General features: G+C 50.1%; 17 protein-coding genes and 2 pseudogenes. 12 read left to right on the top strand and 7 right to left on the bottom strand.

Going from position 1 to position 20,723, the window contains the following annotated elements; genetic code table 11:
• Positions 1-90 precede the first annotated feature (90 nt).
• Together PT300_13820 and PT300_13815 are read right to left on the bottom strand one after the other, a co-directional pair.
• Positions 91-785, bottom strand: a protein-coding gene (locus PT300_13820; GenBank protein ID MDF7681605.1) for an IS1 family transposase whose coding sequence is annotated in 2 segments (ribosomal slippage) — positions 91-527 and positions 527-785 — 696 coding nt in all. Because the reading frame shifts where the segments join, the coding sequence is not laid out codon by codon here.
• 158 nt (positions 786-943) lie between these two features.
• Positions 944-1,318 carry a hypothetical protein gene (locus PT300_13815; protein MDF7681604.1) on the bottom strand — a complete coding sequence of 125 codons (375 nt, stop codon included), beginning with the start codon at positions 1,316-1,318 and terminating at the stop codon, positions 944-946.
• Between the two features lie 989 nt (positions 1,319-2,307).
• Here PT300_13815 and PT300_13810 point away from each other — a divergent pair.
• The 5 genes from PT300_13810 to PT300_13790 all read left to right on the top strand — a co-directional run bounded on the left by PT300_13810 (position 2,308) and on the right by PT300_13790 (position 7,334).
• On the top strand, positions 2,308-3,117 hold the full coding sequence (locus PT300_13810) for a hypothetical protein (GenBank protein ID MDF7681603.1): 810 nt from the start codon (positions 2,308-2,310) through the stop codon (positions 3,115-3,117).
• A gap of 341 nt (positions 3,118-3,458) precedes the next feature.
• Positions 3,459-3,728, top strand: a complete 270-nt coding sequence (locus PT300_13805) for a hypothetical protein (protein ID MDF7681602.1) — start codon at positions 3,459-3,461, stop codon at positions 3,726-3,728.
• Between the two features lie 297 nt (positions 3,729-4,025).
• Positions 4,026-5,204, top strand: a complete 1,179-nt coding sequence (locus PT300_13800; protein ID MDF7681601.1) for a M20 family metallopeptidase — start codon at positions 4,026-4,028, stop codon at positions 5,202-5,204.
• Between the two features lie 19 nt (positions 5,205-5,223).
• Positions 5,224-6,000 (top strand): lysine/arginine/ornithine ABC transporter substrate-binding protein, encoded by a 777-nt coding sequence (locus tag PT300_13795; GenBank protein MDF7681600.1) that lies wholly within the window; start codon positions 5,224-5,226, stop codon positions 5,998-6,000.
• A gap of 260 nt (positions 6,001-6,260) precedes the next feature.
• Positions 6,261-7,334, top strand: a complete 1,074-nt coding sequence (locus tag PT300_13790) for a YncE family protein (protein MDF7681599.1) — start codon at positions 6,261-6,263, stop codon at positions 7,332-7,334.
• An 85-nt stretch (positions 7,335-7,419) separates the two neighbouring features.
• Here PT300_13790 and nfsB read toward each other — a convergent pair whose 3' ends face one another.
• From nfsB to PT300_13775, 3 genes and pseudogenes are all read right to left on the bottom strand, one after another.
• Positions 7,420-8,073: an oxygen-insensitive NAD(P)H nitroreductase gene (gene nfsB, locus PT300_13785; GenBank protein MDF7681598.1), complete on the bottom strand. Its 654-nt coding sequence runs from the start codon at positions 8,071-8,073 to the stop codon at positions 7,420-7,422.
• Between the two features lie 82 nt (positions 8,074-8,155).
• Positions 8,156-8,536, bottom strand: a pseudogene (locus tag PT300_13780) (MmcQ/YjbR family DNA-binding protein).
• Complete coding sequence (locus tag PT300_13775) at positions 8,533-9,117, bottom strand: TetR/AcrR family transcriptional regulator (GenBank protein ID MDF7681597.1); 585 nt, start codon at positions 9,115-9,117, stop codon at positions 8,533-8,535. Before PT300_13775 ends, PT300_13780 begins: the two are co-directional and overlap by 4 nt.
• 308 nt (positions 9,118-9,425) lie before the next feature.
• Between PT300_13775 and PT300_13770 the strand changes: the two genes are divergently transcribed.
• Both PT300_13770 and PT300_13765 read left to right on the top strand, forming a co-directional pair.
• On the top strand, positions 9,426-10,526 hold the full coding sequence (locus PT300_13770; GenBank protein ID MDF7681596.1) for an MBL fold metallo-hydrolase: 1,101 nt from the start codon (positions 9,426-9,428) through the stop codon (positions 10,524-10,526).
• A gap of 24 nt (positions 10,527-10,550) precedes the next feature.
• Entirely contained in the window at positions 10,551-10,886 is a 336-nt protein-coding gene (locus tag PT300_13765) for a RamA family antibiotic efflux transcriptional regulator (GenBank protein ID MDF7681595.1), read from the top strand.
• Between the two features lie 47 nt (positions 10,887-10,933).
• Here PT300_13765 and entD read toward each other — a convergent pair whose 3' ends face one another.
• Both entD and PT300_13755 read right to left on the bottom strand, forming a co-directional pair.
• Positions 10,934-11,575 carry an enterobactin synthase subunit EntD gene (entD, locus tag PT300_13760; protein MDF7681594.1) on the bottom strand — a complete coding sequence of 214 codons (642 nt, stop codon included), beginning with the start codon at positions 11,573-11,575 and terminating at the stop codon, positions 10,934-10,936.
• A 121-nt stretch (positions 11,576-11,696) separates the two neighbouring features.
• Positions 11,697-13,922 (bottom strand): TonB-dependent siderophore receptor, encoded by a 2,226-nt coding sequence (locus tag PT300_13755; protein MDF7681593.1) that lies wholly within the window; start codon positions 13,920-13,922, stop codon positions 11,697-11,699.
• Between the two features lie 237 nt (positions 13,923-14,159).
• Between PT300_13755 and fes the strand changes: the two genes are divergently transcribed.
• The 5 genes and pseudogenes from fes (at position 14,160) to PT300_13730 (ending at position 20,662) form a co-directional block, all read left to right on the top strand.
• Entirely contained in the window at positions 14,160-15,368 is a 1,209-nt protein-coding gene (fes, locus tag PT300_13750; GenBank protein MDF7681592.1) for an enterochelin esterase, read from the top strand.
• A gap of 44 nt (positions 15,369-15,412) precedes the next feature.
• Positions 15,413-15,628 carry an MbtH family NRPS accessory protein gene (locus PT300_13745; GenBank protein MDF7681591.1) on the top strand — a complete coding sequence of 72 codons (216 nt, stop codon included), beginning with the start codon at positions 15,413-15,415 and terminating at the stop codon, positions 15,626-15,628.
• Positions 15,628-19,509: an enterobactin synthase subunit F gene (locus PT300_13740; GenBank protein MDF7681590.1), complete on the top strand. Its 3,882-nt coding sequence runs from the start codon at positions 15,628-15,630 to the stop codon at positions 19,507-19,509. The genes PT300_13745 and PT300_13740 overlap by 1 nt, the downstream gene beginning before the upstream one ends.
• Before the next feature lie 231 nt (positions 19,510-19,740).
• A pseudogene (locus PT300_13735) lies at positions 19,741-20,214 on the top strand (DUF3289 family protein).
• Positions 20,204-20,662, top strand: coding sequence for a DUF943 family protein (locus tag PT300_13730; protein ID MDF7681589.1), 459 nt, complete (start codon positions 20,204-20,206; stop codon positions 20,660-20,662). Before PT300_13735 ends, PT300_13730 begins: the two are co-directional and overlap by 11 nt.
• Positions 20,663-20,723 lie beyond the last annotated feature (61 nt).

The raw sequence follows: 20,723 nt of genomic DNA, 5'->3' as shown, positions 1-20,723 counted from the left end.
GGTGGTAGAGACTACGGTTACTAAGAGCCTATCCCATTAGGCTATTTTACTTGCCATTTTGGGTGATGTATTCAATGTGTTTATTTCGTCTCAAACATAATATTCGCGCTCAATAAAAGTACCGATGATCCTGTCATGCATCTCAACAGATTTTGAGTACCCCAGAGTCTTACGATTCAGTCGCTTTAACCGGTTACGCAGATTCAGGTTTTCCCGTTCAATCCGCTGCGTGTAAAGCTTACCCCTGATATGTTTTTTATCCGGCAGTATGTCATATGCGCTGAAGTTATCGGTACACCAGAAGGCGACATGAAAACCTGACAGTAATCTCAGTAACCTGCGCAGTGTCTTTTTGCTCCTGCGCCCAAAAGTATGTGCAATAATACGTTTGAGACGAGGCTCCCATGCATACCACAGCCAGCGTTGCTGCTTTTTACTGCCAGCAAAAGACCACATCTCATCCACTTCACAGATAAGCTGGATTTGCAGATTATCCAGCGGTAATGTGGTTACACATCGTGGCGCGGGTTTTTTAAAGTGCGGACTACGGCATTGATGCTGATATGCAGAGTCCGTGCGGTATCACGGATACCGGCATTATTCATAGCAAGGTCAACAATTTGTTCTTTCATGCCGGGGTGGCAGGCTCGATAAGCGTAATCGGTCTGGAAAGTACGACAGCATGACTGACAGCGATAGCGCTGAAATCCGGACTTACCCAGGCCATGCTTTTTAATGGGTTCAGTTTGTTTACAAAACGGGCATGTTACATCAATTTTAGCCATCTGGCGCACCTGTTAAAAAGAGTGATTATACAACATGATAAACACGTTGAATACATGACCTGATTTTTCAGATGGTGTTTTTTTAGCGCGACGGTAGCTGTCTGGGTCAGGAAAGTCCGATATGTCGTCGCTTCATGCTTAATTTAATATGCTGATTTTTAATGCAAATTAGCATTGATATCGTTATTCAGACTCGCCACCCAGCGATTGTAATCGCGGCTGATTTTACCGCGTTTAGCATGCAGATTGATGCTGTCTGTATAATCGATACTGTATGACGTTGCCGTGTATTTGATACGTATTTCGGCATAGTAGTCATGGTTTCGTCGAATTGCGGTGATGACGCCAGGGCTTTTTTCATTGAGAACCCAGAGATTTTTAGCGCCCGCTTTGAAAATCGCGCTTTTTACCTCTGTGGTTGTATGCTCAGTACCGATATGGGTATTGAAGTTTCTGATGGCGTCTCTGCAGCTACAGCCTGCTAAGGCACTAACGATAATCACTATGGCTAACCACTGACTTATTTTCTTCATAAAATCTCCGTTCAATATAAGCATAGACTCTTAAGCACCGTTGCCTCAGGGCTATGTTGCTGACCTGTTCGCTTTCAGGCCGTGCCTGAAACTTTCATCTACTTACTGTTGGTTGCGGTTTTCCTGTACTCTCCGAGTCCAGACTGGCTGTGTCAGGAATGCCTGGCTCATATTTTAAACAAACTATTTTGTGATCATAATATTTTAATGATCCTTTTTAGTCGCATAAAAATGTCATTTTGTTAACTTGATGTGTATTTTTTAAAAATAAAGATATTTATTTTTATATTATTTTTACTTTACTGTGATTAATGAGTTATTTTTAATGATATAGAGATGATGATTATCATCACACAAAATGGGATCATGAATAATCGTGCAATGGCAAAAAGCATAAAATCCGATCAATAATGTTATGCTTTCGATCTCATTAGCCATCGCTGTATTGATGAGATATGACTCACAGCACAGCTTAACTCATAACATAAATTTCAATGATTTAAATAGAGTAGCAGCCGAAAAAAATCACCTATCGATTCTTGTTTTGCTGAGTTGCAATAACACTAAATCTTCATGATATTCAATGAGATTGCTGTTATAGAAGCAACATGAACACGATATTCAGACAGAGGAAGTCTGTGAGGATCTGGCAGATACTTTATTGTTAATTTCCGTTTCAGCGCAAGGCAGTTTTCAGATAATCATTATTCATCTCAGTAAGGGGGAAAATATCGGTATTAACGATCTATTAACTAATATATGATAGATACAATCTATCATATATAATGGATCGATCGGTACAAATGATTTGCCTTTCCTGTAAAGCCCGGCAGAATGTGATTCTAATATAACAGGCTGATTTATTTAGTCTATTTGTGCATAAGGTAAATAAAGAAAGTCTGAATTAGCTACAACTATCTTATGTGGGTTTCCTGGCTGTCTTATTACGATGATTATCCATTTCGCTTTTATTCATTAAAGGGGTATCTATGCGTACTCTTATGGTGCAACAGCTTTTGATTGCGCTATTTCTGTCTGCATTCATCGCTTTTTTAACCGGGGGAAGTAGTCTGGTTTTTATCAGTATTATTGGCTTATCGATAAGTGCTTTTATACTGATTATGGGATGTTCGGCAAAACAATGTGATAAGCAACCAGAAGCGGAGTTAGCGCATCAGTATAACCCTGATGTACAGCAAACAGCACACGCGTTACCTCAATTTACCCTGTCGGGTAAAGTTTACCGATTTATTGAAACTTATTCGGCGACAGTTATTGATGTCAGCCCCTGTCATGGTCAGATTCGCCTGATAACAGATACCGGCAGAGAAAAACAGCTTCCTGATTATGGTATTCCTTTTCGCAAATCACATCGTATCCGTAAATATGAGCTGCGCCAGTGCAGTGCCTCGGGTGACTGTAATGTTTTTCGCGATGCGCTCATTATTAATGTGAATACTGGTGAATATGAACTCACTTTAGCCAGAAAATGTATTATTATCCCGGCGATCTTCACCCTGTTTTTTCCTAACAGTTCGGTAACATCCCATTATAAACTGATGCCAGTTCCTCTGTTATTCTCTGTTATTTTTACTTTGCTTTCTGCTGTCGCGTTCATTTCCTTTTTACTGATGTTATGGAGTATTAAAGAAGAGCAGATCTGGGGGGAATATAGATACGCCTGGCTGGCCTATTTTCTCTCCAGGGGCGGCAGTTTTATCTGCATTAACTGGATGAAACAAAAAAGTAAAATTTTTGATAATAAGATCGTCGCTCTCGTTGAGGCCGTCAGGCATTAGTGCGACAGAATAAAAAATTATCATCGCATATAAAAATCTGTCATCTCCCTTTCCTTTGTCAGCTATGCAATTAAACTGACAGCGAGAGTACCTGTCGCGTATTTCAGGGATAATTTTCGTCAGGAGCATCGTTTATTAGCAGATATGGTGTTATGATCGGCACTATTCATCCCAGTGATGGATGATTATGGCGGTATCCCGATATCTCAATTGCATTATCTGCTCAGGGTTTCCTTTCAGGAAACCTGTTTTGTATGGCTATTTAGTAACAAGGAAATAAAATCATGAAAAGAAAACTGATATTATCGATCGTTGTATCTGTTTTGTTATCATGATGTGGAATGATTGATAACAGTCTGCGCGGTGATGGTGATCTTAAAGAGAAAGCCGCATTTGCTTTGGGAACCACACCAGATAAAATTATTATTAGTCATCGTACCGCAGAGATCGATGCCGTTAAATTTCATGCCATCACCAACGGAAAAACATACCAATGTTATTATACGACTGTTGGGGTAAGCAGTGATGCACTGTGCTCGCCGACGGATGGGACGGGATTACCTGCTGAAGCACAATGTAATGCTTTATTAAAAGCCGCCAATAAATGTTGATCGTTAAGCGCCTGGCCCATTAGTCTATTTTACTTGCCATTTTGTCCCTGGGCAGTGCCCGAAATCCTCACGTACTACCTGTACGCTGCGGTTTCTCCGCGTTGTCCGTGTCCAAACTGGCTGCGCCAATAACGCCTGGTGGGCCAGGCTCTTATTCATATTCTTTATCCATCAGGTGATACGCACTTGGTTTTACTATTCTGTTTGTCTATTCTATCGCTCAGTGTCCTGGGTTAGCGCCTGACCCATCAGGCATCTTATTCAGATGAATCATTTTTTTATATTCCGGAGAGCGATATGACAGTGGGTGTAATTCCAGAAATTAAAACGTATGAAGAAGAAATGATTGCCATTCGTCATTATTTACATGCTCACCCGGAATTAAGCCTTGCCGAGTTTAATACCAGTGAGCTGGTGGCAGAAAAACTGACTCAGTGGGGTTATACCGTCACACATGGTGTCGGTAAAACCGGGATAGTGGGGTCATTAACCCGGGGAGATTCGCCACGCACGATAGGTCTGCGTGCCGATATGGATGCCCTGCCGATTCACGAAACCACCGGCTTACCCTGGGCCAGTACGGCGCCAGGGAAAATGCATGCCTGTGGTCATGATGGTCATACGACGATTTTGCTGGCGGCGGCCAGATATATTGCCTCTCCGGCATGTCAGTTTAATGGCACGGTACATCTGATTTTTCAGCCTGCCGAAGAGGCGATGGGAGGGGCGGATCTGATGGTGAAAGAGGGGCTGTTTGAGCGTTTTCCCTGTGATCGTATCTTTGCCTTGCATAATATGCCGGGATTACCTGCGGGTAAACTGGGGTTTTATGCCGGTAATTTTATGGCCTCAGCAGACACGGTGAAGATCACTATCCATGGTCTGGGAGGACATGGCGCCCAGCCAGATCGCACCGTTGATCCGGTATTGACCGGGGCGGCGCTGGTGATGGCGCTGCAAAGCATCGTCGCCCGTAATGTACCGCCGGGTGAAACGGCGGTAGTCAGTGTCGGGACCTTTCAGTCGGGTATCGCCCCGAACGTGATCCCGGAGAGCGCGATACTGGAACTTACGGTACGGGCGATGAAAACAGAAATACGCGATCTGCTAATTAAGCGTATCCGGCAACTCAGTGAGTTCACCGCGAAAAGTTATGGCGCAAGTTGTGAGATTGAAGTCTATGACTCCTATCCGGTACTGATTAACAGCGCCGAAGAAACCGCTTTTGCCAGCAAACTGGCGCAACAGGTCTTTGGCCATGAGCAGCTGCTCGCTTCGATTTCGCCGATGAATGCCAGTGAAGATTTTGCTTTTATGTTACAGAGGCGCCCTGGCTGCTATTTCCTGTTAGGCAACGGTGATAATGGGGAAAAAGGGAGTTGTATGATACATAACCCCGGTTATGACTTTAATGATCAGATTATTACCATTGGGGCATCTTTTTTTGCCCACCTGGTTGAAACCTACTGCTGTTAATCTCTGGAGCTTATCAATGATGAAAAAATCACTGCTGTTATGGATGGCACTGCTGGCATCAACATCGACGCTGGCGGCGGAGCAAAAAGAAATTCGCTTTGGTGTCTATCCTGCTTTTGCCCCGCTCGAATGGAAAGATCCTGAGGGGAATCTGGTGGGATTTGATATCGATTTGGGTAACGCGATTTGCCAGCAATTGCAGGCAAAATGCGTCTGGGTGGAAAACAATTTTGATGGCATTATCCCGGCACTGAAAGCGCGCAAGTTCGACGCTATTCTTTCGGGTATGTATATGACGGATAAGCGTAAACAACAAATTAACTTCAGTGACAAACTCTACACCAGCCCGGTGTTCCTTGTTGCGCGTAAAAACACCCTAACAGGCAATAGCCCTGAGCAGTTGAAAGGAAAAACCATCGGTATCGAACAAGGATCGGCACAAGAGACTTATGCCAATCGTCACTGGCGACCGCAGGGCATTAATATTGTCTCTTATCAGGGGGCCGATAGCGTGGTACGTGATCTGGAAGCCGGACGCATTGATGGGGCAGTACTTTCCGGAATGATGGCCGATTATACTTTCCTGCGCCAGCCACAGGGCCAGGACTTTACTTTTGTCGGCGGCAGTTTACAGGATGATAAACTGTTTGCGGCCGGTGCGGCGATTGGTCTGCGTAAAGAGGATGAAGCACTGCGTCAGGAGCTGAACGGCGCGATTGCAAAAATACTGGCTGATGGCACCTATCAGAAACTTGCCAGCCAGTATTTTAATTTTGATGTCTATTCCGGGCAGTAAAACGCCTGGCGCCAGGAGCCATACCAACGGCGCAGAAGCGGAAAAGGGGGGCTATCTCCCGCCATCAAAAAGGCAGCGAAAGCTGCCTTCTTCCATCACCGCTGATTAATTAATCAGCTTATCAGTACGCTTTTAAGTAATGATTATTATTATCATTCGCATTTTTATTTGTATAATGAGCCGCTTTCTGTCAATGGCTGACTCATCACATTGACAGCACAATAACCAACGGTTGATTGATTTTGACAAGGAGCCTCACAATGAAATACACCACTTCACTATTAGTGCTGGTTGTTTCCGCGCTGTTAAGCGGCTGTACCACCTCCCATACCACACCTGCTACGCCATCAAATACAGCGCCTGTTGCCGCACAGCCCCTCAAACGGGAGCTGGCGGCAGGATTATATGAGATGGCGCTGAGTCCGCAGGGTGACGCTCTGTACGTCGCCAGTGCCGATCAGTCTACCGGTGTGCAGGGTGGCGCGATTTATAAACTCGATCCGAAAACCCTGAATACCCTGAGCCTGAGTTATACCGATCTGAAAAACTTTGCTCTGCAAATCACCCCTGATGGTGAAACACTGTTTGCCACCAATACGCGCGATGGTGGGATCACTGCAATTGATACCGCAACCGGCAAAGTCAAACAACGGTTGCTGTTCAGTGAGCGCAACGAAAAAAACCGGCCATATGGTGCGCGGCAGATCCTGTTGCAGAATAATACCTTATATATTGGCGCGCTTGCCGATCCCGCCCAGATCTGGGTGGTGGATGCCACCACACTGAAGCTGAAAACGCGAATCAAAAATGCCGGAAATCGGGTGACTGGTCTGCATTACTCACAACAGACCGGCCGTCTGTATGCCGCGAATGGCAGTGGTGAGATCCTGGTGATTAACCCACGTAACAACCGTATTGAGCAGCGCTGGAAACCCCTGGCTGATCAACCGGCATTATTACTGAATATTGCTGAAGACAGCGCTACGGGACGGCTGTTTGTCACCGATAACTCAAAAGCGAAAACCATGCTGGTGCTGGATATCCACAGTGGTCAGTTGCTGAAAAAACGGGATGTCGGAGATACGTTAGCAGTGAAATTCAATCCTGCACGTAATGAAATTTATCTCACCCAGCGTGAGTCCGGCAAAGTCTTAAGCCTTGATGGCACGACATATGCGCTGAAAAAGCAGTGGGATATCCCGGTTCATCCGAATAGTCTGGTGCTTTCAGCCGATGGGCAGACTCTGTTTGTCACCATCAAGCAAGCCACTAAAAAGGGTGTTCCGACACCAGGACTGGACAGCGTTGTCCGTATTGATCTGAGTACGCAATAACAACCCAGCAGCCTGGCAACAGGCTGTTTTGCGCCGGTCAGATATCACCCACCTTCGCGGGATGCAGAGGTGGGCAGGCACGGACTCAAATCTCAGAGATCGTGACGCTCTGTGGAAGACGTGATTTTGGTAATTTAGCATTGAAATCATCTGCGCTACGATGACCGACGGCGACGATCACAAGACTAGTGTAGCCCTGTGTTTTCAGATCGAACTCAGCATCCAGAAGCGCGAAATCAGCCCCCTCAATCGGTACCGCATCCAGCCCCATCGCAGCGACGCCGAGCAGGAAATTACCGACATTCAGATACACCTGCTTCGCCATCCATTGCGCGTCATCATGAAGCTCGTTACGGTGCATATTAGCAAAAAAGACCCGCCCCTGATTATTTGCGGCTTTCGCTTCCGGGGTGGCAAAACGTCCGTCGGCATCTTCCTGATCGAGTACCCGCTGTAGCCAGGCATCATCCATCGCCGTTTTGGCGCAGAACACCACCACATGTGAGGCGTTCAGGATCTTACTTTCATTAAAGATATAAGTGCCGCTGGCGGCTTTGGCGATCCGCGCTTTTCCGGTATCGCTGCCGGTAACGATAAAATGCCACGGCTGGCAATTGGTACTGGATGGACTGAACTGTAACAGGGTTTTCAGGTTGTTAACTTCTTCTGCGGTCAATTTTTTGCTGGCATCAAAGACTTTTGTTGAGTAGCGTGTTAGCGCGACAGAAATAATATTCATAATCGATCCTCATGATTTATGACTCAGAAAACGCTGAGTTTACAATGATAGTACAGCGTATAACGCAGAAAAAGACAGCGGTCTAAGACACTATTTTTTGCGGACGTAAGCGCAACTGGTCTTTCTTCGCCAGTTTATTGACCACCTGATCCCAGGAGTCGGCAATGAGTTCAGCCAGCAGTGATTCGCTGATATCTTCACCGGCAACAACGCTGATCCAGTGTTTTTTATTCATATGATAGCCAGGGGTAATACTGGGATAAATTTGCTGATACAGCAGTGATTTTTGCGGATCGGCCTTGAGATTTACCCCTGGCTGGCCATTAACGGGCAACATCAGCATAAACATGCGTCCGGCGACTTTAAAAACATCACACTGCAGGCCAAAGGGTCAGCAATGTTCCGTGAAAGGATAGCTTAATGCGATGCGCTGTGCATTCGCACGTAATAGATCGGCTCTCATTGTCTGACCTCATTATGGAGTGCCTGCCACATGGTTTCGAACCCCAGGTCGATCAGCTCATGGGCGCGTGTCGGGCTATCGCTGGCGTATTTGATCGTGGTCTCCGCTAAGGCCAGAAACAGGGCGTCACCAAACGCGCGGTAATCGTCACTCTGGAAAACAGGCTTGATCGACAACTGGCAAATATTGATCACCTCAGGAAACATCCTCTCCGCCTGGCGACGGGTTTCATCGCTGATCCGCTCGCTCAATGACAGACGGCGGATCGCTTTATATTCTACCGGATGGTGGATGCTCCAGTTAATATAACTCTGCCAGATACAACGGGCATTTTTTTGCGGTTGGGTTTTATCGGCTATCAGTCCACTGGCCAGTGTCTGAATGAGTTCCGAGTGTAGCGTGAGATATAACTGGTTAATTAATTCATCTTTTGTAGCGAAATAGCAGAAGAGTGTCCCTTCGGCAACACCGGCATTACGGGCGATAACGGATGTTGAGGCGGCGATGCCGGTCTCAGCAAAAGCCGCTGTTGCCGCTGCCAGTAACGCCTGTTTTTTATTTTGGCTTTTAGGTCGAGCCACTGCACTTACCTCACAGAAACGAACACTGAGTTGATGCTACTAAGCGCCTGGCCCATCAGGCTATTTTAGCTCTGGGCAGTGCCCGAAATCCTCACGTACTAACCTGTACGCTGCGGTTTCTGCGCGCTGTCCATGTCCAGACTGGCGGCGTCAATAACGCCTGGTGGGCCAGACTCTAAATAGTTATATGTTGAAAATAAAAGAGAAAAATCGTCTTGACGCTGTCGGCTTTTCTCTTAATAATGAGTGCTCACTCATTTATTATCAAATGATATTACCCGGAGTCGCATCCTGTGTCTAAACAGATGATGCGGCCTGATACTTTTTACATGGTGGCTATCATGTTATTTTCTTTACCTTTTATGCTAAATGCTGCATTTGGGCAGGCGCCACAGGGAGCGCAACGTAAACGCCTGGAGCAGTCACCGAATTATCATAATGGCCGTTTCCATAATCCGCTACCGACTCCGGGCTTCAGTGGCAGTAAAAACCCCCTTCAGGCCTGGTGGGCGTTTTTTTTCACCAAACGGCAAAATACCCGCCCGGCAAAACCGTTACCACGGATCAATACTGATCTCGCCAGCCTGCCACTGGAGCAGGATATGATTGTCTGGCTGGGCCACTCGTCGTGGTATCTGCAACTGGCAGGAAAACGCATTCTCATCGATCCGGTTTGCAGCGATTACGCTTCGCCTTTCTCTTTTACGATTAAAGCGTTTCCCGGCGACTACCCGTGGCGTGCAGAACGGATGCCGGAGATAGACCTGCTGATTATCTCACATGATCATTATGATCATCTTGATTACACCACAATTAAAACATTATTACCGAAAATAAAACGGGTGATCACCCCGCTGGGGGTCGGTTCGCATCTTCGTTACTGGGGAGTGGCTGATGACATTATCAGTGAAGCCGACTGGAATCAGAGCCTGGTGGTCGATCCACAACTGACGGTGCATGTATTACCGTCTCGTCATTTTTCCGGACGAGGATTCAGGCGCAATCAGACGCTATGGGCCAGCATCATGCTGGTCACGCCGCAACAGAAAATTTACTACAGCGGTGATGGGGGTTACGGGCCACACTTCAAAGCGATTGGTGAACAGTTTGGCTCGGTAGATCTGGCGATTATGGAAAATGGTCAGTATGACAATGACTGGAAATACGTTCATATGATGCCAGAAGAAACCGCTCAGGCGGCCGATGACCTGCACGCTAAAGCAATACTGCCTGGACACGCCGGGCGCTTCAAACTGGCAAAGCACAGCTGGGACGACCCTTATAAACGGCTGCTGGCCGCTAGTGCCGGACATGACTGGCGACTGCTGACCCCTGTGCAGGGCGAGCCGTTACGGGTCGATGACAAAGCCGCCTCATTTACTGCCTGGTGGCAGTCCTCATCATTTTGATGTCATAAAAAGAGAGGGAGATTGATGACTATTTCCGCACAGGTTATTGAAACCATCACTCAGTGGATTGATGACAATTTACATCAGCCGTTGCGTATCGATGATATTGCCCGTCGTGCCGGATACTCAAAATGGCATCTGCAACGGCTTTTTGTCCAGTACAAAGGGGAGAGTCTGGGTCGCTATATCCGTGAACGTAAATTACGACTGGCGGCGCGCGACCTGCGCGATACCGATCAACGGGTGTATGATATCTGCCTGAAATATGGATTCGATTCCCAACAGACGTTTACCCGCGTTTTCACCCGCACTTTTCATCAGCCACCGGGCGCTTACCGTAAAGAGAATCATCGCTCCTGAGACCGCTGTTATCACGCAATAATGATGAATAACAGAAATGTTATTCATCATCCCTTAGCGCAAGCCGGGAGGGTGCAGAGGGTGATGATATGATCGTTGATCATCATGCCATCAACCTGATACGTCCGCCCGGCACTGTATAAGGTGATCCGCTCAGCGCCAAGATCGGTAATGCGCAAATGAAGAAAGTCTGTTTTTTGCTGCTGATGGAGCGGCAGCGCCTTAAAAAGGCTCTCCTTCGCGGAAAACGCCAGCGTCAGTGCGTGCTCGAGGGGTAAGCCACTGCGTTTCAGTGACAACTGCTCTTCGGCATTGACGATACTCTCCATCAAATCTTTTGTCAGTGTCGGGGAGAACCGATGTTCGATATCAATGCCTGATGGCCAGCGACTGACCACCGCCAGTGCGCAAGTACCACAATGACTGATACTGCCATACCACGGTGCTGGCCAGAGCGGCTGGCGCTGCGCGCCTATTGCTGGGATCGCTGTTTCTCCCACCGCCTGCAGGGCGTGCGCGGCGGCGATACGCCCGGCCAGATGTTCCGCCTGGCGTTTTGGTCCCCAGTGTGTCATCTGACGATGGTGAGGTAGCCAGAGTAAATCTGACGCTTGTAGCGTCGCCGGACAGAAATCAATCCGCTGTAGCGAATGGCCAGCAAGGCACAAAGTGGTATGACAAGTATCCATAGATGTAACGTATTAAGCCACAGATTATTATTCTGAGTCGGCGCTAAGTTTCAGCAAAAATATCCGCAACCGCTGAGCAGTTCCCCGTCAGCGGTGATAGCGACGGGGGCAGGGCGGTGGATCAGAAGCGCGTATTCACACTCATATACCAGGTACGGCCCGACTCGTTATACGTTTCAGCCCCGGCTCCCGCCATATAATCACCGGTCACTGTATCGCCGGTGGTCTGGGCATTACCGGCACGCCAGTGCCGCTTATCCAGCACATTATCCACCCCACTGGTCAGACTGACATTTTTGCTGATATCCCAGGTGGCACTGAGACCGATAATGCTGTAAGGGCTGACTTCGTTCTTCTCGCTGCCGCTGACCGGTTGTCCCTTATAGTTGTAGAGCTTCGGCTGCTGTTTACCATACCAGGTCAGGGTTGACTGTACAGAGATATCGGCCTGGATCTGCCAGCTCAGTGTCGAATTAAGGGTATATTTCGGAATAATCGACAACCGATCGCCGGTCTGTTTATTCTTACTTTGCAGCATATATGTGAAATTATTTGTCCAGTTAACCTGCTCGCTAACCGGCACGTTAAACGACCCTTCCAGCCCTTCGACCACCGCTTTGGGCACGTTATCCCACTGGTAAATATCGGTTTTTACTCTTCCATTACCAGTCTGCGCAATCGGCGCATAACCGGCTTCGATTTTATCGTGGTAATCGTTGCGGAACCAGGTGACCCCCGCCAGCCAGCGATCATGTTTAAATTCGAGGCCCACTTCTTTATTGGTGCTCCTCTCGGCGCTGAGATTATCGTTGCCCATCATATAACAACCGACATTATTGCCGCTGGCATAGCAGCCCTGGCCCTTGCTGTACAGGATATAGTTCGGGTTGGTCTGGTACAGACTGGGGGCTTTCCACGCCCGGCCAATGCCCATCTTGAGGGTAAAGTCATCGCCCAGAGTCTGTGACAGATTCAGTGACGGACTCCAGTTATTGCCCGTAATGGTGTGATGATCGAAACGCAGTGCCGGTGTCAGCATCGTCGAATCGGTCAGCTCAAGATTATCCTCAGCAAAAAGTGAAAAAATTTCTGCCTGTGAATAGGGGCTGCGTCCGGTACTTTCATAACCGGGGATCGCGCCGCCCTGAAATTTCTGGCTATTGGAGATACCATCCTTCATCCGTTGCTGATTCCACTCGCTGCCCACGGTCAGGTTCTGATTCACCAGCAGATGAAAGGGAAGGCTGGTTTCGCTATGCAGCGTTACATCAGCGAGGTCAATATCGCGGAACTGATTACTGTCAAACAGCCCCTCCAGGCCACCGGCCAGCCCTTCGCTAAGGCGTGAATTGCGGGTATGTTCATACTGCGCCCAGTTGCTGGTGGTGACGCCATTATCCCAGCCGCCATTCCAGGTGATGGCATAATTCTGCCGATAGAGCCGGTTGGTCTGTTTGCCGTAATTCTTTTTCACCAGCCCGTTGGTGGCGTTGTCATTATTGGTGTTCTGGGTATCGCCCGCATACAGGTTATTCTGTCGGCTATAACCGCTTTCAAATTCCAGTGACTGCATCGGGGCAAACTGCCAGCGCACCACTGCGTTGACATTTTTGTTTTCAATCCCTTCACGCCCAGCCGGTAAGGTATCTGCATAGCGGCCGGTACGTTCAGAGCGATGTCCTTGATTAATATCCCAGGCATCGGCCTGGGTTTTATCCAGATTGCCGTACAGACGGAAGCTGACATCGCCCGCCAGTGGGCCATTGAGAGAGAAGTTAGTCCGTCGGGTCGCCCCTTCGTCTTTATGTTGCGGCGCGTTCAGGTAGGTATTCCATGTGCCATGCCACTCATTATTACTCTTTTGGGTGATGATATTGACCACCCCACCGGCGGCACCATTACCGTAACGGACAGCGGCCGGGCCACGGATCACCTCAATACGTTCGATAAGCTCCGGCGGCACCCAGCTGGTATCGCCACGGGTATCGCGCTCGCCACGCCAGCCAAGACGAATAGAATTACGGCTGGTGACCGGTTTGCCATCCACGAGGATCAGGGTATTCTCCGGGCCCATACCACGAATATCAATCTGACGATTATTCCCCCGCTGGCCACTGGTAGCGTTACCCGTCAGGTTCACACCCGGCATGGTACGAATAATTTCGGCAATGTCGCGGGCGGGGGGATTTTTACGGATCTGATCAGCGGTGATGGTCGAAACCCCTGGAGCCTGCAGATTTTGTTCAGCAGCGGTGATGACCATCGTCTCCTCAGCGCACAGTGGCAAAGCCACACCATAGATCCCCAGATTAATCAGCACAGCCAGCGATGTGATTTTATTATGCATGTGAAATATTACCTTTGGTTATCGTTTTCTCTATAACACCGTGTTATATCGGGCGTGGCGTGGACATAAATTGTGTTATAAGAGGGAAAAATCATCTTACGTTGAGAAAAATCATCATATGTGACATTTCTTCATAAACCGCATACGCTATTGCAAATGTAAATTATTATCAATATTATGCTCTGTAAATTATGGTATTTATTAATAATGCTATAAATAACAGAGGATTATTTCAGAATGGCAGCAACAGGCACTGATGACTGGTGGCGACAGATAATCAGCCCGCAAATCATGGTCGAACAGGAGCAATGCCAGGTCATATTCTGGTGGCGTGATCCTGCCGGTAGCGAGGAAACCTCTGCGATTCGCCGGGTTTGGGTTTATATCACCGGCGTCACCGATCACCATCAAAATGCGCGCCCGCAGAGTATGCAGCGCGTGCCTGGTACCGATGTCTGGCGCTGGCAAACCACACTTTCACCACGCTGGCGTGGTAGCTACTGCTTTATTCCCTCAGTGCATGATGATGATTTTGCCGCTGCCGTTTTCAGTGCGCAGACACCGGATCGCTACCTGCTGCGTGAAGGCTGGCGCAAACTGTTACCCCAGGCGATCGCCGATCCGCTCAACCCGCAAAGCTGGCGGGGGGGAAGGGGACATTGGGTTTCGGCGCTGGAGATGCCGCAGGCCCCGGCACAGCCGGGCTGGACAGAACAGGCGATAGCTTATCGCCCTGCGCGCTGCATCGACTGGCACAGCACGCGCCTGGGGAACCAGCGGCGGGTATGGATTTATACCACCGGCGAGGCGGAACCGGCACAACGTCCGCTGGCCATCTTACTGGATGGCCAGTTCTGGGCCGGGAGTATGCCGGTGTGGCCAGCGCTGGCACGGCTGACCGCCGCCGGTCAGTTACCTCCGGCAGTTTACCTGTTGATTGACGCCATAGATAACGCCCATCGCAGTCAGGAGCTCCCCTGTCAGCGGGGTTTCTGGCTGGCGTTACAGCAAGAGTTGCTCCCCCAGGTCTACGCTATTGCCCCTTTTAGTGATCAGGCGGATCGCACGCTGGTCGCCGGGCAAAGTTTTGGCGGACTGGCGGCGATGTATGCCGCTCTACACTGGCCGCAGCGTTTTGGCTGCGTCCTCAGCCAGTCCGGCTCGTTCTGGTGGCCTTGTCGCGATCAAGCGCAGAACGGATTGCTGATAGCATACCTGCGCGAAAAAGCACCCCCGCCGGGGTTACGTATCTGGCTGGAGGCCGGGGAGCGTGAGCCGCTTATTTTAAGTGCTAATCAGGCGTTGCGGCAGCAACTACAGGGTACAAAACAGACTGTTTTCTGGCATCAGGTTGATGGAGGTCATGATGCACTGTGCTGGCGTGGTGGCTTAATGGCAGGATTAATCCAACTCTGGCAGCCATTATGTCGGACAAACCGTGATTGATCTGGCGATAGCCGCATGTTGATCAACAATCTCAGGAATCTGATATGCAACGCAGCGATCCTTTCGATAATCCACAAACGCAGTTTTACATTTTGCGCAATCTCCGCCAGCAATACAGCCTGTGGCCCGACAGCTGTCCACTACCTGAAGGCTGGACGATCGCCTCTCCTGCCCAGTCGTTAGCCGACTGTCATCACTGGCTGATGACCCACTGGACAACGCTGACACCTGACCACTACGCACAGATAAGGAGCTTCTGATGGCAACACGTTTACCGCTGGTGGCGGCACAACCGGGGATCTGGATGGCCGAGCAGTTATCGACGTTGCCCTCGGCCTGGAGTGTGGCACACTATATTGAGCTGCGCGGTCAGATCGACCCACAACAGTTGTGCCAGGCGATCGTCTGTGGATTATCGCAAGCGGACACCCTGAGTCTGCGCTTCAGCGAGGAGAATGGCGAAATCTGGCAGTGGCTGACGGATAATCCGGTATTCGCCGAACCGGCCTGCCACGATCTGCGCACTGCCGCCGATCCTGAAGCGGCTGCCCTGAGCATGATGCAGGCCGATCTGGCGCAGGATTTGCGGGCAATGAGTGGCCATCCCCTGGTCTGCCACCAGTTATTCCGTGTCGCTGACGACGGCTGGTTCTGGTATCAGCGTTATCATCATTTACTGGTGGATGGTTTTAGTTTTCCGGCGATCAGCCGACAAATCGTCGCAATCTACTGTGCCTGGCAGCGCGGTGAAGCGACACCGGCTTCGCCGTTCACGCCCTTTGCGGATGTGGCGGCGGAGTACCAGCGCTATTCGGCCAGCGAAGCGTGTCAGCGTGATAAACAGTTCTGGCAGGCGCAATGTCAGGTGCTGCCGCCGCCGGTCTCCCTCTCCGGACAGCCGCTGGCGGCACGAACAGAACAGCGTGATATCTGGCGGCTGAAACTTGATTTTCCTGCCGACAGTTTCCACCAGTTAGCGGCCAGTGCGCCACAATGTCAGCGTGCTGACCTTGCGCTGGCGCTGATCGCACTCTGGATCGGGCGACTCTCTAACTGCCAGGCCTATGCGGCGGGTTTTATCTTTATGCGCCGTATCGGATCAGCTGCACTGACGGCCAGCGGGCCGGTATTAAACGTCTTGCCGCTGGCGGTCGAGATAGCACCGCACCAGACGCTGGCGCAACTGGCGCAACAGTTAGCGGCACAACTAAAAAAAATGCGTCGCCACCAGCGTTATGATGCGGAACAGATCGTGCGTGATAGCGGCAGGGTGGCGGCTAACGAACCGCTGTTTGGCCCGGTTTTCAACATCAAACTGTTTGATTACGCATTAACGATCGCCGGAGTGACCGCCACCACCCATACCCTGGCCACCGGACCGGTCAATGATCTCGAACTGGCGCTGTTCATGGATGAATCCGGTGCCTTATCACTGGAAGTGCTGGCCAGCAAAGCGCGCTATGATGAGACAACATTGCGCGGGCATATCGCGCGATTACCGCAATTGCTGGCACAATTTGCCGCCGACCCGATGCTGTGTTGTGGTCAGGCGAATCTGTTAAGCGCGGAGGAAACCGCCCGTTTAGCACAGATTAATCATACTGCGGTCACGCTCCCGGCCACCACTCTGAGTGCGCTGGTCGCCGCGCAGTCGGCAAAAACCCCCGATGCACTGGCGCTGGCCGATGCACACTGGCAATTCAGCTATCGTGAAATGCGTCGGCAAGTGGTAGCACTGGCGACCCGGCTCAGCGAATGTGGTGTAAAACCGGGGGATAGCGTCGCCGTGGCCTTACCACGCTCGGTATTTCTCAGCCTCGCCATACAGGCGATTGCGGAAGCCGGGGCCGCCTGGCTGCCGCTGGATACCGGTTATCCCGATGATCGCCTGCGTCTGATGCTGGAAGACGCCCGTCCCTCGCTGCTGATAACCTCAGCCGATCAACAACCGCGTTTTCAGGCAATCGCGGGGCTGGTGACGTTATGTTACCAGCAACCGTTGCCCGGTAATGATGATACGCCACTGGCCCGCTCGCAGCCGGAACATACCGCTTATATTATCTTTACTTCCGGCTCTACCGGGCGGCCAAAAGGGGTCATGGTTGGACAGACGGCGATCGTCAACCGTCTGTTGTGGATGCAGGATCACTATCCGCTAACGGGCGATGATGTGGTGGCGCAAAAGACCCCCTGTAGTTTCGATGTTTCGGTATGGGAGTTCTGGTGGCCGTTTATTGTCGGTGCCCGGCTGGTGATGGCCGCCCCTGAAGCGCATCGCGATCCACGGGCGATGCAGCAGTTCTTCGCTGAATATGGCGTGACTACCACGCACTTTGTCCCCTCGATGCTGGCGGCGTTTGTCGCCGCGCTGAACGAGAGTGATTTCAGCAGCTGCCAGACACTGCGCCGGGTATTTTGCAGTGGCGAGGCGCTGCCGACCCTCCTGTGCCGTGAGTGGCAAACGCTGACCGGTGTAGCGCTACATAATCTGTATGGCCCCACCGAAGCGGCGGTGGATGTCAGCTGGTATCCGGCTTATGGCGAAAGCCTCGCCGCGGTCACTGGCAACAGTGTGCCGATTGGCTGGCCGATATGGAACAGCGGGCTGCAGATACTCGATGCCACCCTGCAGCCGCTACCGCCAGGTGTCGCGGGTGATCTTTATCTCACCGGTGTTCAGCTGGCGCAAGGGTATCTGGGGCGTCCCGATTTAACCGCAGAGCGCTTTATTGCCTGCCCCTGGGCGGCAGGGGAGCGGATGTATCGCACTGGCGATGTGGCGCGCCGACTGGAGAATGGCGCGGTAGAGTATCTCGGCCGCAGTGACGATCAACTGAAGATTCGCGGTCAGCGGATTGAGCTGGGCGACATTGATCGGGCAATGGCGGCGCTGCCAGGGGTGGCCCAGGCGGTGACGCAGGCCTGTGTTTTCAACCAGACCACGGCCAGCGGTGGCGATAACCGGCAATTGGTCGGGTATCTGGTTCCTGCCAGCGCAGAGCCGCTGGACACCGTCGCGCTGAAAGCGCAGCTTGCGCAACAGCTCCCCCCGCATATGATGCCGGTGGTGCTGATCACGCTGCCCGCCCTTCCGCTGAGTGCCAATGGTAAGCTCGATCGCAAAGCCCTGCCACTACCAACACTGGCCACCCCTCGTCGCGGCCATGTGCCGTTACCCGGTATCGAAACTACCGTCGCCGCCGCCTTCAGCCAGTGGCTGGGCTGCGAAGTGAACGACAGTGAAGCGGACTTCTTTGCCCTTGGGGGGCACTCGCTGCTGGCGATGCGCCTGGCGGCACAACTGAGCCGCGAGCTGGCGCAAACCGTGACCCCCGGACAGGTAATGATCGCGCCGACGGTAGCAAAACTGAGCGCCCTGCTGAGTGCTGATCTGAATAACGAACAGGCGCAGCGAATGGGCCTGGAAACGCTGCTGCCGCTACGGGAAAGCAGCGGCCCGACCCTCTACTGCTTCCATCCCGCTTCCGGTTTTGCCTGGCAATTTAGTGTACTGGCACGTTATCTCAATCCCCGCTGGTCGATTATCGGTATTCAGTCACCACGACCAGCGGGACCGATGATGAGCGCTGTCACGCTTGATCAGGTCTGTGAACAACACCTGCAAACCATACTGACCCGCCAGCCACACGGACCCTATTACCTCTTTGGCTACTCGCTGGGGGGCACCCTGGCGCAGGGTATTGCTGCCCGCTTATACCAGCGTGGTGAAGAGGTGGCGTTCCTCGGCCTGCTGGATACCTGGCCACCGGAGATCAACGACTGGGCGGAAAAAGAGGCCAACGGCCTCGATCCACAAGTGCTGGCGGAGATTGAACGTGAACGTGAAGCCTTTCTGGCCGCACAACAGGGACAGGCATCCGAAGCGCTGTTTCAGATGATCAGCGACAACTATGCCGATGCGGTACGCCTGCTGGCCAGCGCGCGCAGTATCCGTTTTGACGGTCAGGCGACTCTGTTTGTTGCAGATAAAACACGTCAGTTGTATATGGACCCCCACGCGGCCTGGCATCCGTGGATTAACGAACTGGAAGTGTTTAGCCATGACTGTACACATGTGGAGATCATCTCGCCTGCCGCCTTTACCATTATTGGCCCCATCGTGCGTGATATTCTTGCCTGACATCTGCGTTATGACAAAACCGTGCGGCAGATAACCGCCACGGTTCTGTCGCAGAATAACCCGCCAGCGAAAAGAGGCGGGATAATAAAATATCAGAATAAACCTAATTCCGGTTAAGCGGGAAATATAAAAGGTTGCTGTTATTAATTCCGCTAATAACTAAAAAGCAGCATCGATAGTGCATTATTATTTGTACTTTGTTGAGCTACATCGTAATATCACTTGTCTCACATGTTGCTGGATACGGCACTGAAAGAGCAGATATTGAATGATCATTCGAGAGATAGTACGTTGTTACGTATAAAAGACACCCTTAATAAAGGGATTGACTGGAATGAAAAATTTTATCCAGAAGAAGAAAAAGAAAAATTTTATGATGCTATCAGTGGTGGGAGATTACCGAAATTTGACAGTCTTCAGGATATGATTAATGGTATGGGGATCACTGTTCATGATACCTGGGCGACCCATATCACCATCATGTCCCTTGATATCACCGGTGACCAATACCGGGCGGTGATACATTATAAAGTACAGGATCACTTTGGCCTTGATAACGATGATATTCTGCAAATCAAATATCATCCGCTTCGTTTCTTCCGCATCTGGTTTGTCCTCCAGCGCTATCATCAGTTTGGCTTCAGACCCTTTATGACCGATATGGATGCTATTGTAGAAATCACCGGAGGGCCTAATGATAAGTAAGAAACGATATTATGCTGTGCTATTAGTTGGCTGTATTGTGCTGGCTTATTTTTGCTGGTTATTCTTACGTCCGGTGGAAATTGTTGCTATACATAGAAATGATAACCACAGTTATGTATTAGTAAAAAATTTCCCATTAACTGATAATGGGAAAATTAACTGGTGGCTAGAAAATAAATCTCGATTGAAAAGGAAATGTGATATTCCACAACCAGATGCCAATGGTTTTTTTACAATTGTTTTTTGGGATTTTGGTGATGGTTATAAAGAAGAGGGTAAGTATGAAAGGCTTTGTTTTGATGATATGCCACCACCCGTAAATTGTATCGATAAGGATAAAGTTTTTACTGTCAGTAATAGCAGGAATCTGGGAATAACATTTCTTACTAATGACAATTATTATATGTTAAATAAAAGCGGTAAATTAGTGAAACAAAAATTTAGCTAATTTCTATTTGTTAAATAATATCAGCTAATGTTATTAATAGTAAAAAATAAGTTATAACACC

It is taken from the genome of Enterobacteriaceae bacterium ESL0689 (assembly GCA_029433525.1).
In the GTDB taxonomy this organism is placed as follows: domain Bacteria; phylum Pseudomonadota; class Gammaproteobacteria; order Enterobacterales; family Enterobacteriaceae; genus JAQTIF01.
The sequence above is the reverse complement of the archived record's forward strand: the minus strand, read 5'-3'. Positions and strand labels throughout refer to the sequence as shown.

What these genes read in the sequence shown, in the direction of transcription:
- PT300_13790 (MDF7681599.1), top strand. Translation starts at nt 6,261, where the DNA reads ATGAAATACACCACTTCACTATTAGTGCTGGTTGTTTCCGCGCTGTTA.
- PT300_13810 (MDF7681603.1), top strand. Translation starts at nt 2,308, where the DNA reads ATGCGTACTCTTATGGTGCAACAGCTTTTGATTGCGCTATTTCTGTCT.
- PT300_13800 (MDF7681601.1), top strand. Translation starts at nt 4,026, where the DNA reads ATGACAGTGGGTGTAATTCCAGAAATTAAAACGTATGAAGAAGAAATG.
- PT300_13815 (MDF7681604.1), bottom strand. Translation starts at nt 1,318, where the DNA reads ATGAAGAAAATAAGTCAGTGGTTAGCCATAGTGATTATCGTTAGTGCC.
- nfsB (MDF7681598.1), bottom strand. Translation starts at nt 8,073, where the DNA reads ATGAATATTATTTCTGTCGCGCTAACACGCTACTCAACAAAAGTCTTT.
- PT300_13740 (MDF7681590.1), top strand. Translation starts at nt 15,628, where the DNA reads ATGGCAACACGTTTACCGCTGGTGGCGGCACAACCGGGGATCTGGATG.
- PT300_13755 (MDF7681593.1), bottom strand. Translation starts at nt 13,922, where the DNA reads ATGCATAATAAAATCACATCGCTGGCTGTGCTGATTAATCTGGGGATC.
- PT300_13765 (MDF7681595.1), top strand. Translation starts at nt 10,551, where the DNA reads ATGACTATTTCCGCACAGGTTATTGAAACCATCACTCAGTGGATTGAT.
- PT300_13730 (MDF7681589.1), top strand. Translation starts at nt 20,204, where the DNA reads ATGATAAGTAAGAAACGATATTATGCTGTGCTATTAGTTGGCTGTATT.
- PT300_13805 (MDF7681602.1), top strand. Translation starts at nt 3,459, where the DNA reads ATGATTGATAACAGTCTGCGCGGTGATGGTGATCTTAAAGAGAAAGCC.
- PT300_13770 (MDF7681596.1), top strand. Translation starts at nt 9,426, where the DNA reads ATGCGGCCTGATACTTTTTACATGGTGGCTATCATGTTATTTTCTTTA.
- PT300_13795 (MDF7681600.1), top strand. Translation starts at nt 5,224, where the DNA reads ATGAAAAAATCACTGCTGTTATGGATGGCACTGCTGGCATCAACATCG.
- entD (MDF7681594.1), bottom strand. Translation starts at nt 11,575, where the DNA reads ATGGATACTTGTCATACCACTTTGTGCCTTGCTGGCCATTCGCTACAG.
- fes (MDF7681592.1), top strand. Translation starts at nt 14,160, where the DNA reads ATGGCAGCAACAGGCACTGATGACTGGTGGCGACAGATAATCAGCCCG.
- PT300_13745 (MDF7681591.1), top strand. Translation starts at nt 15,413, where the DNA reads ATGCAACGCAGCGATCCTTTCGATAATCCACAAACGCAGTTTTACATT.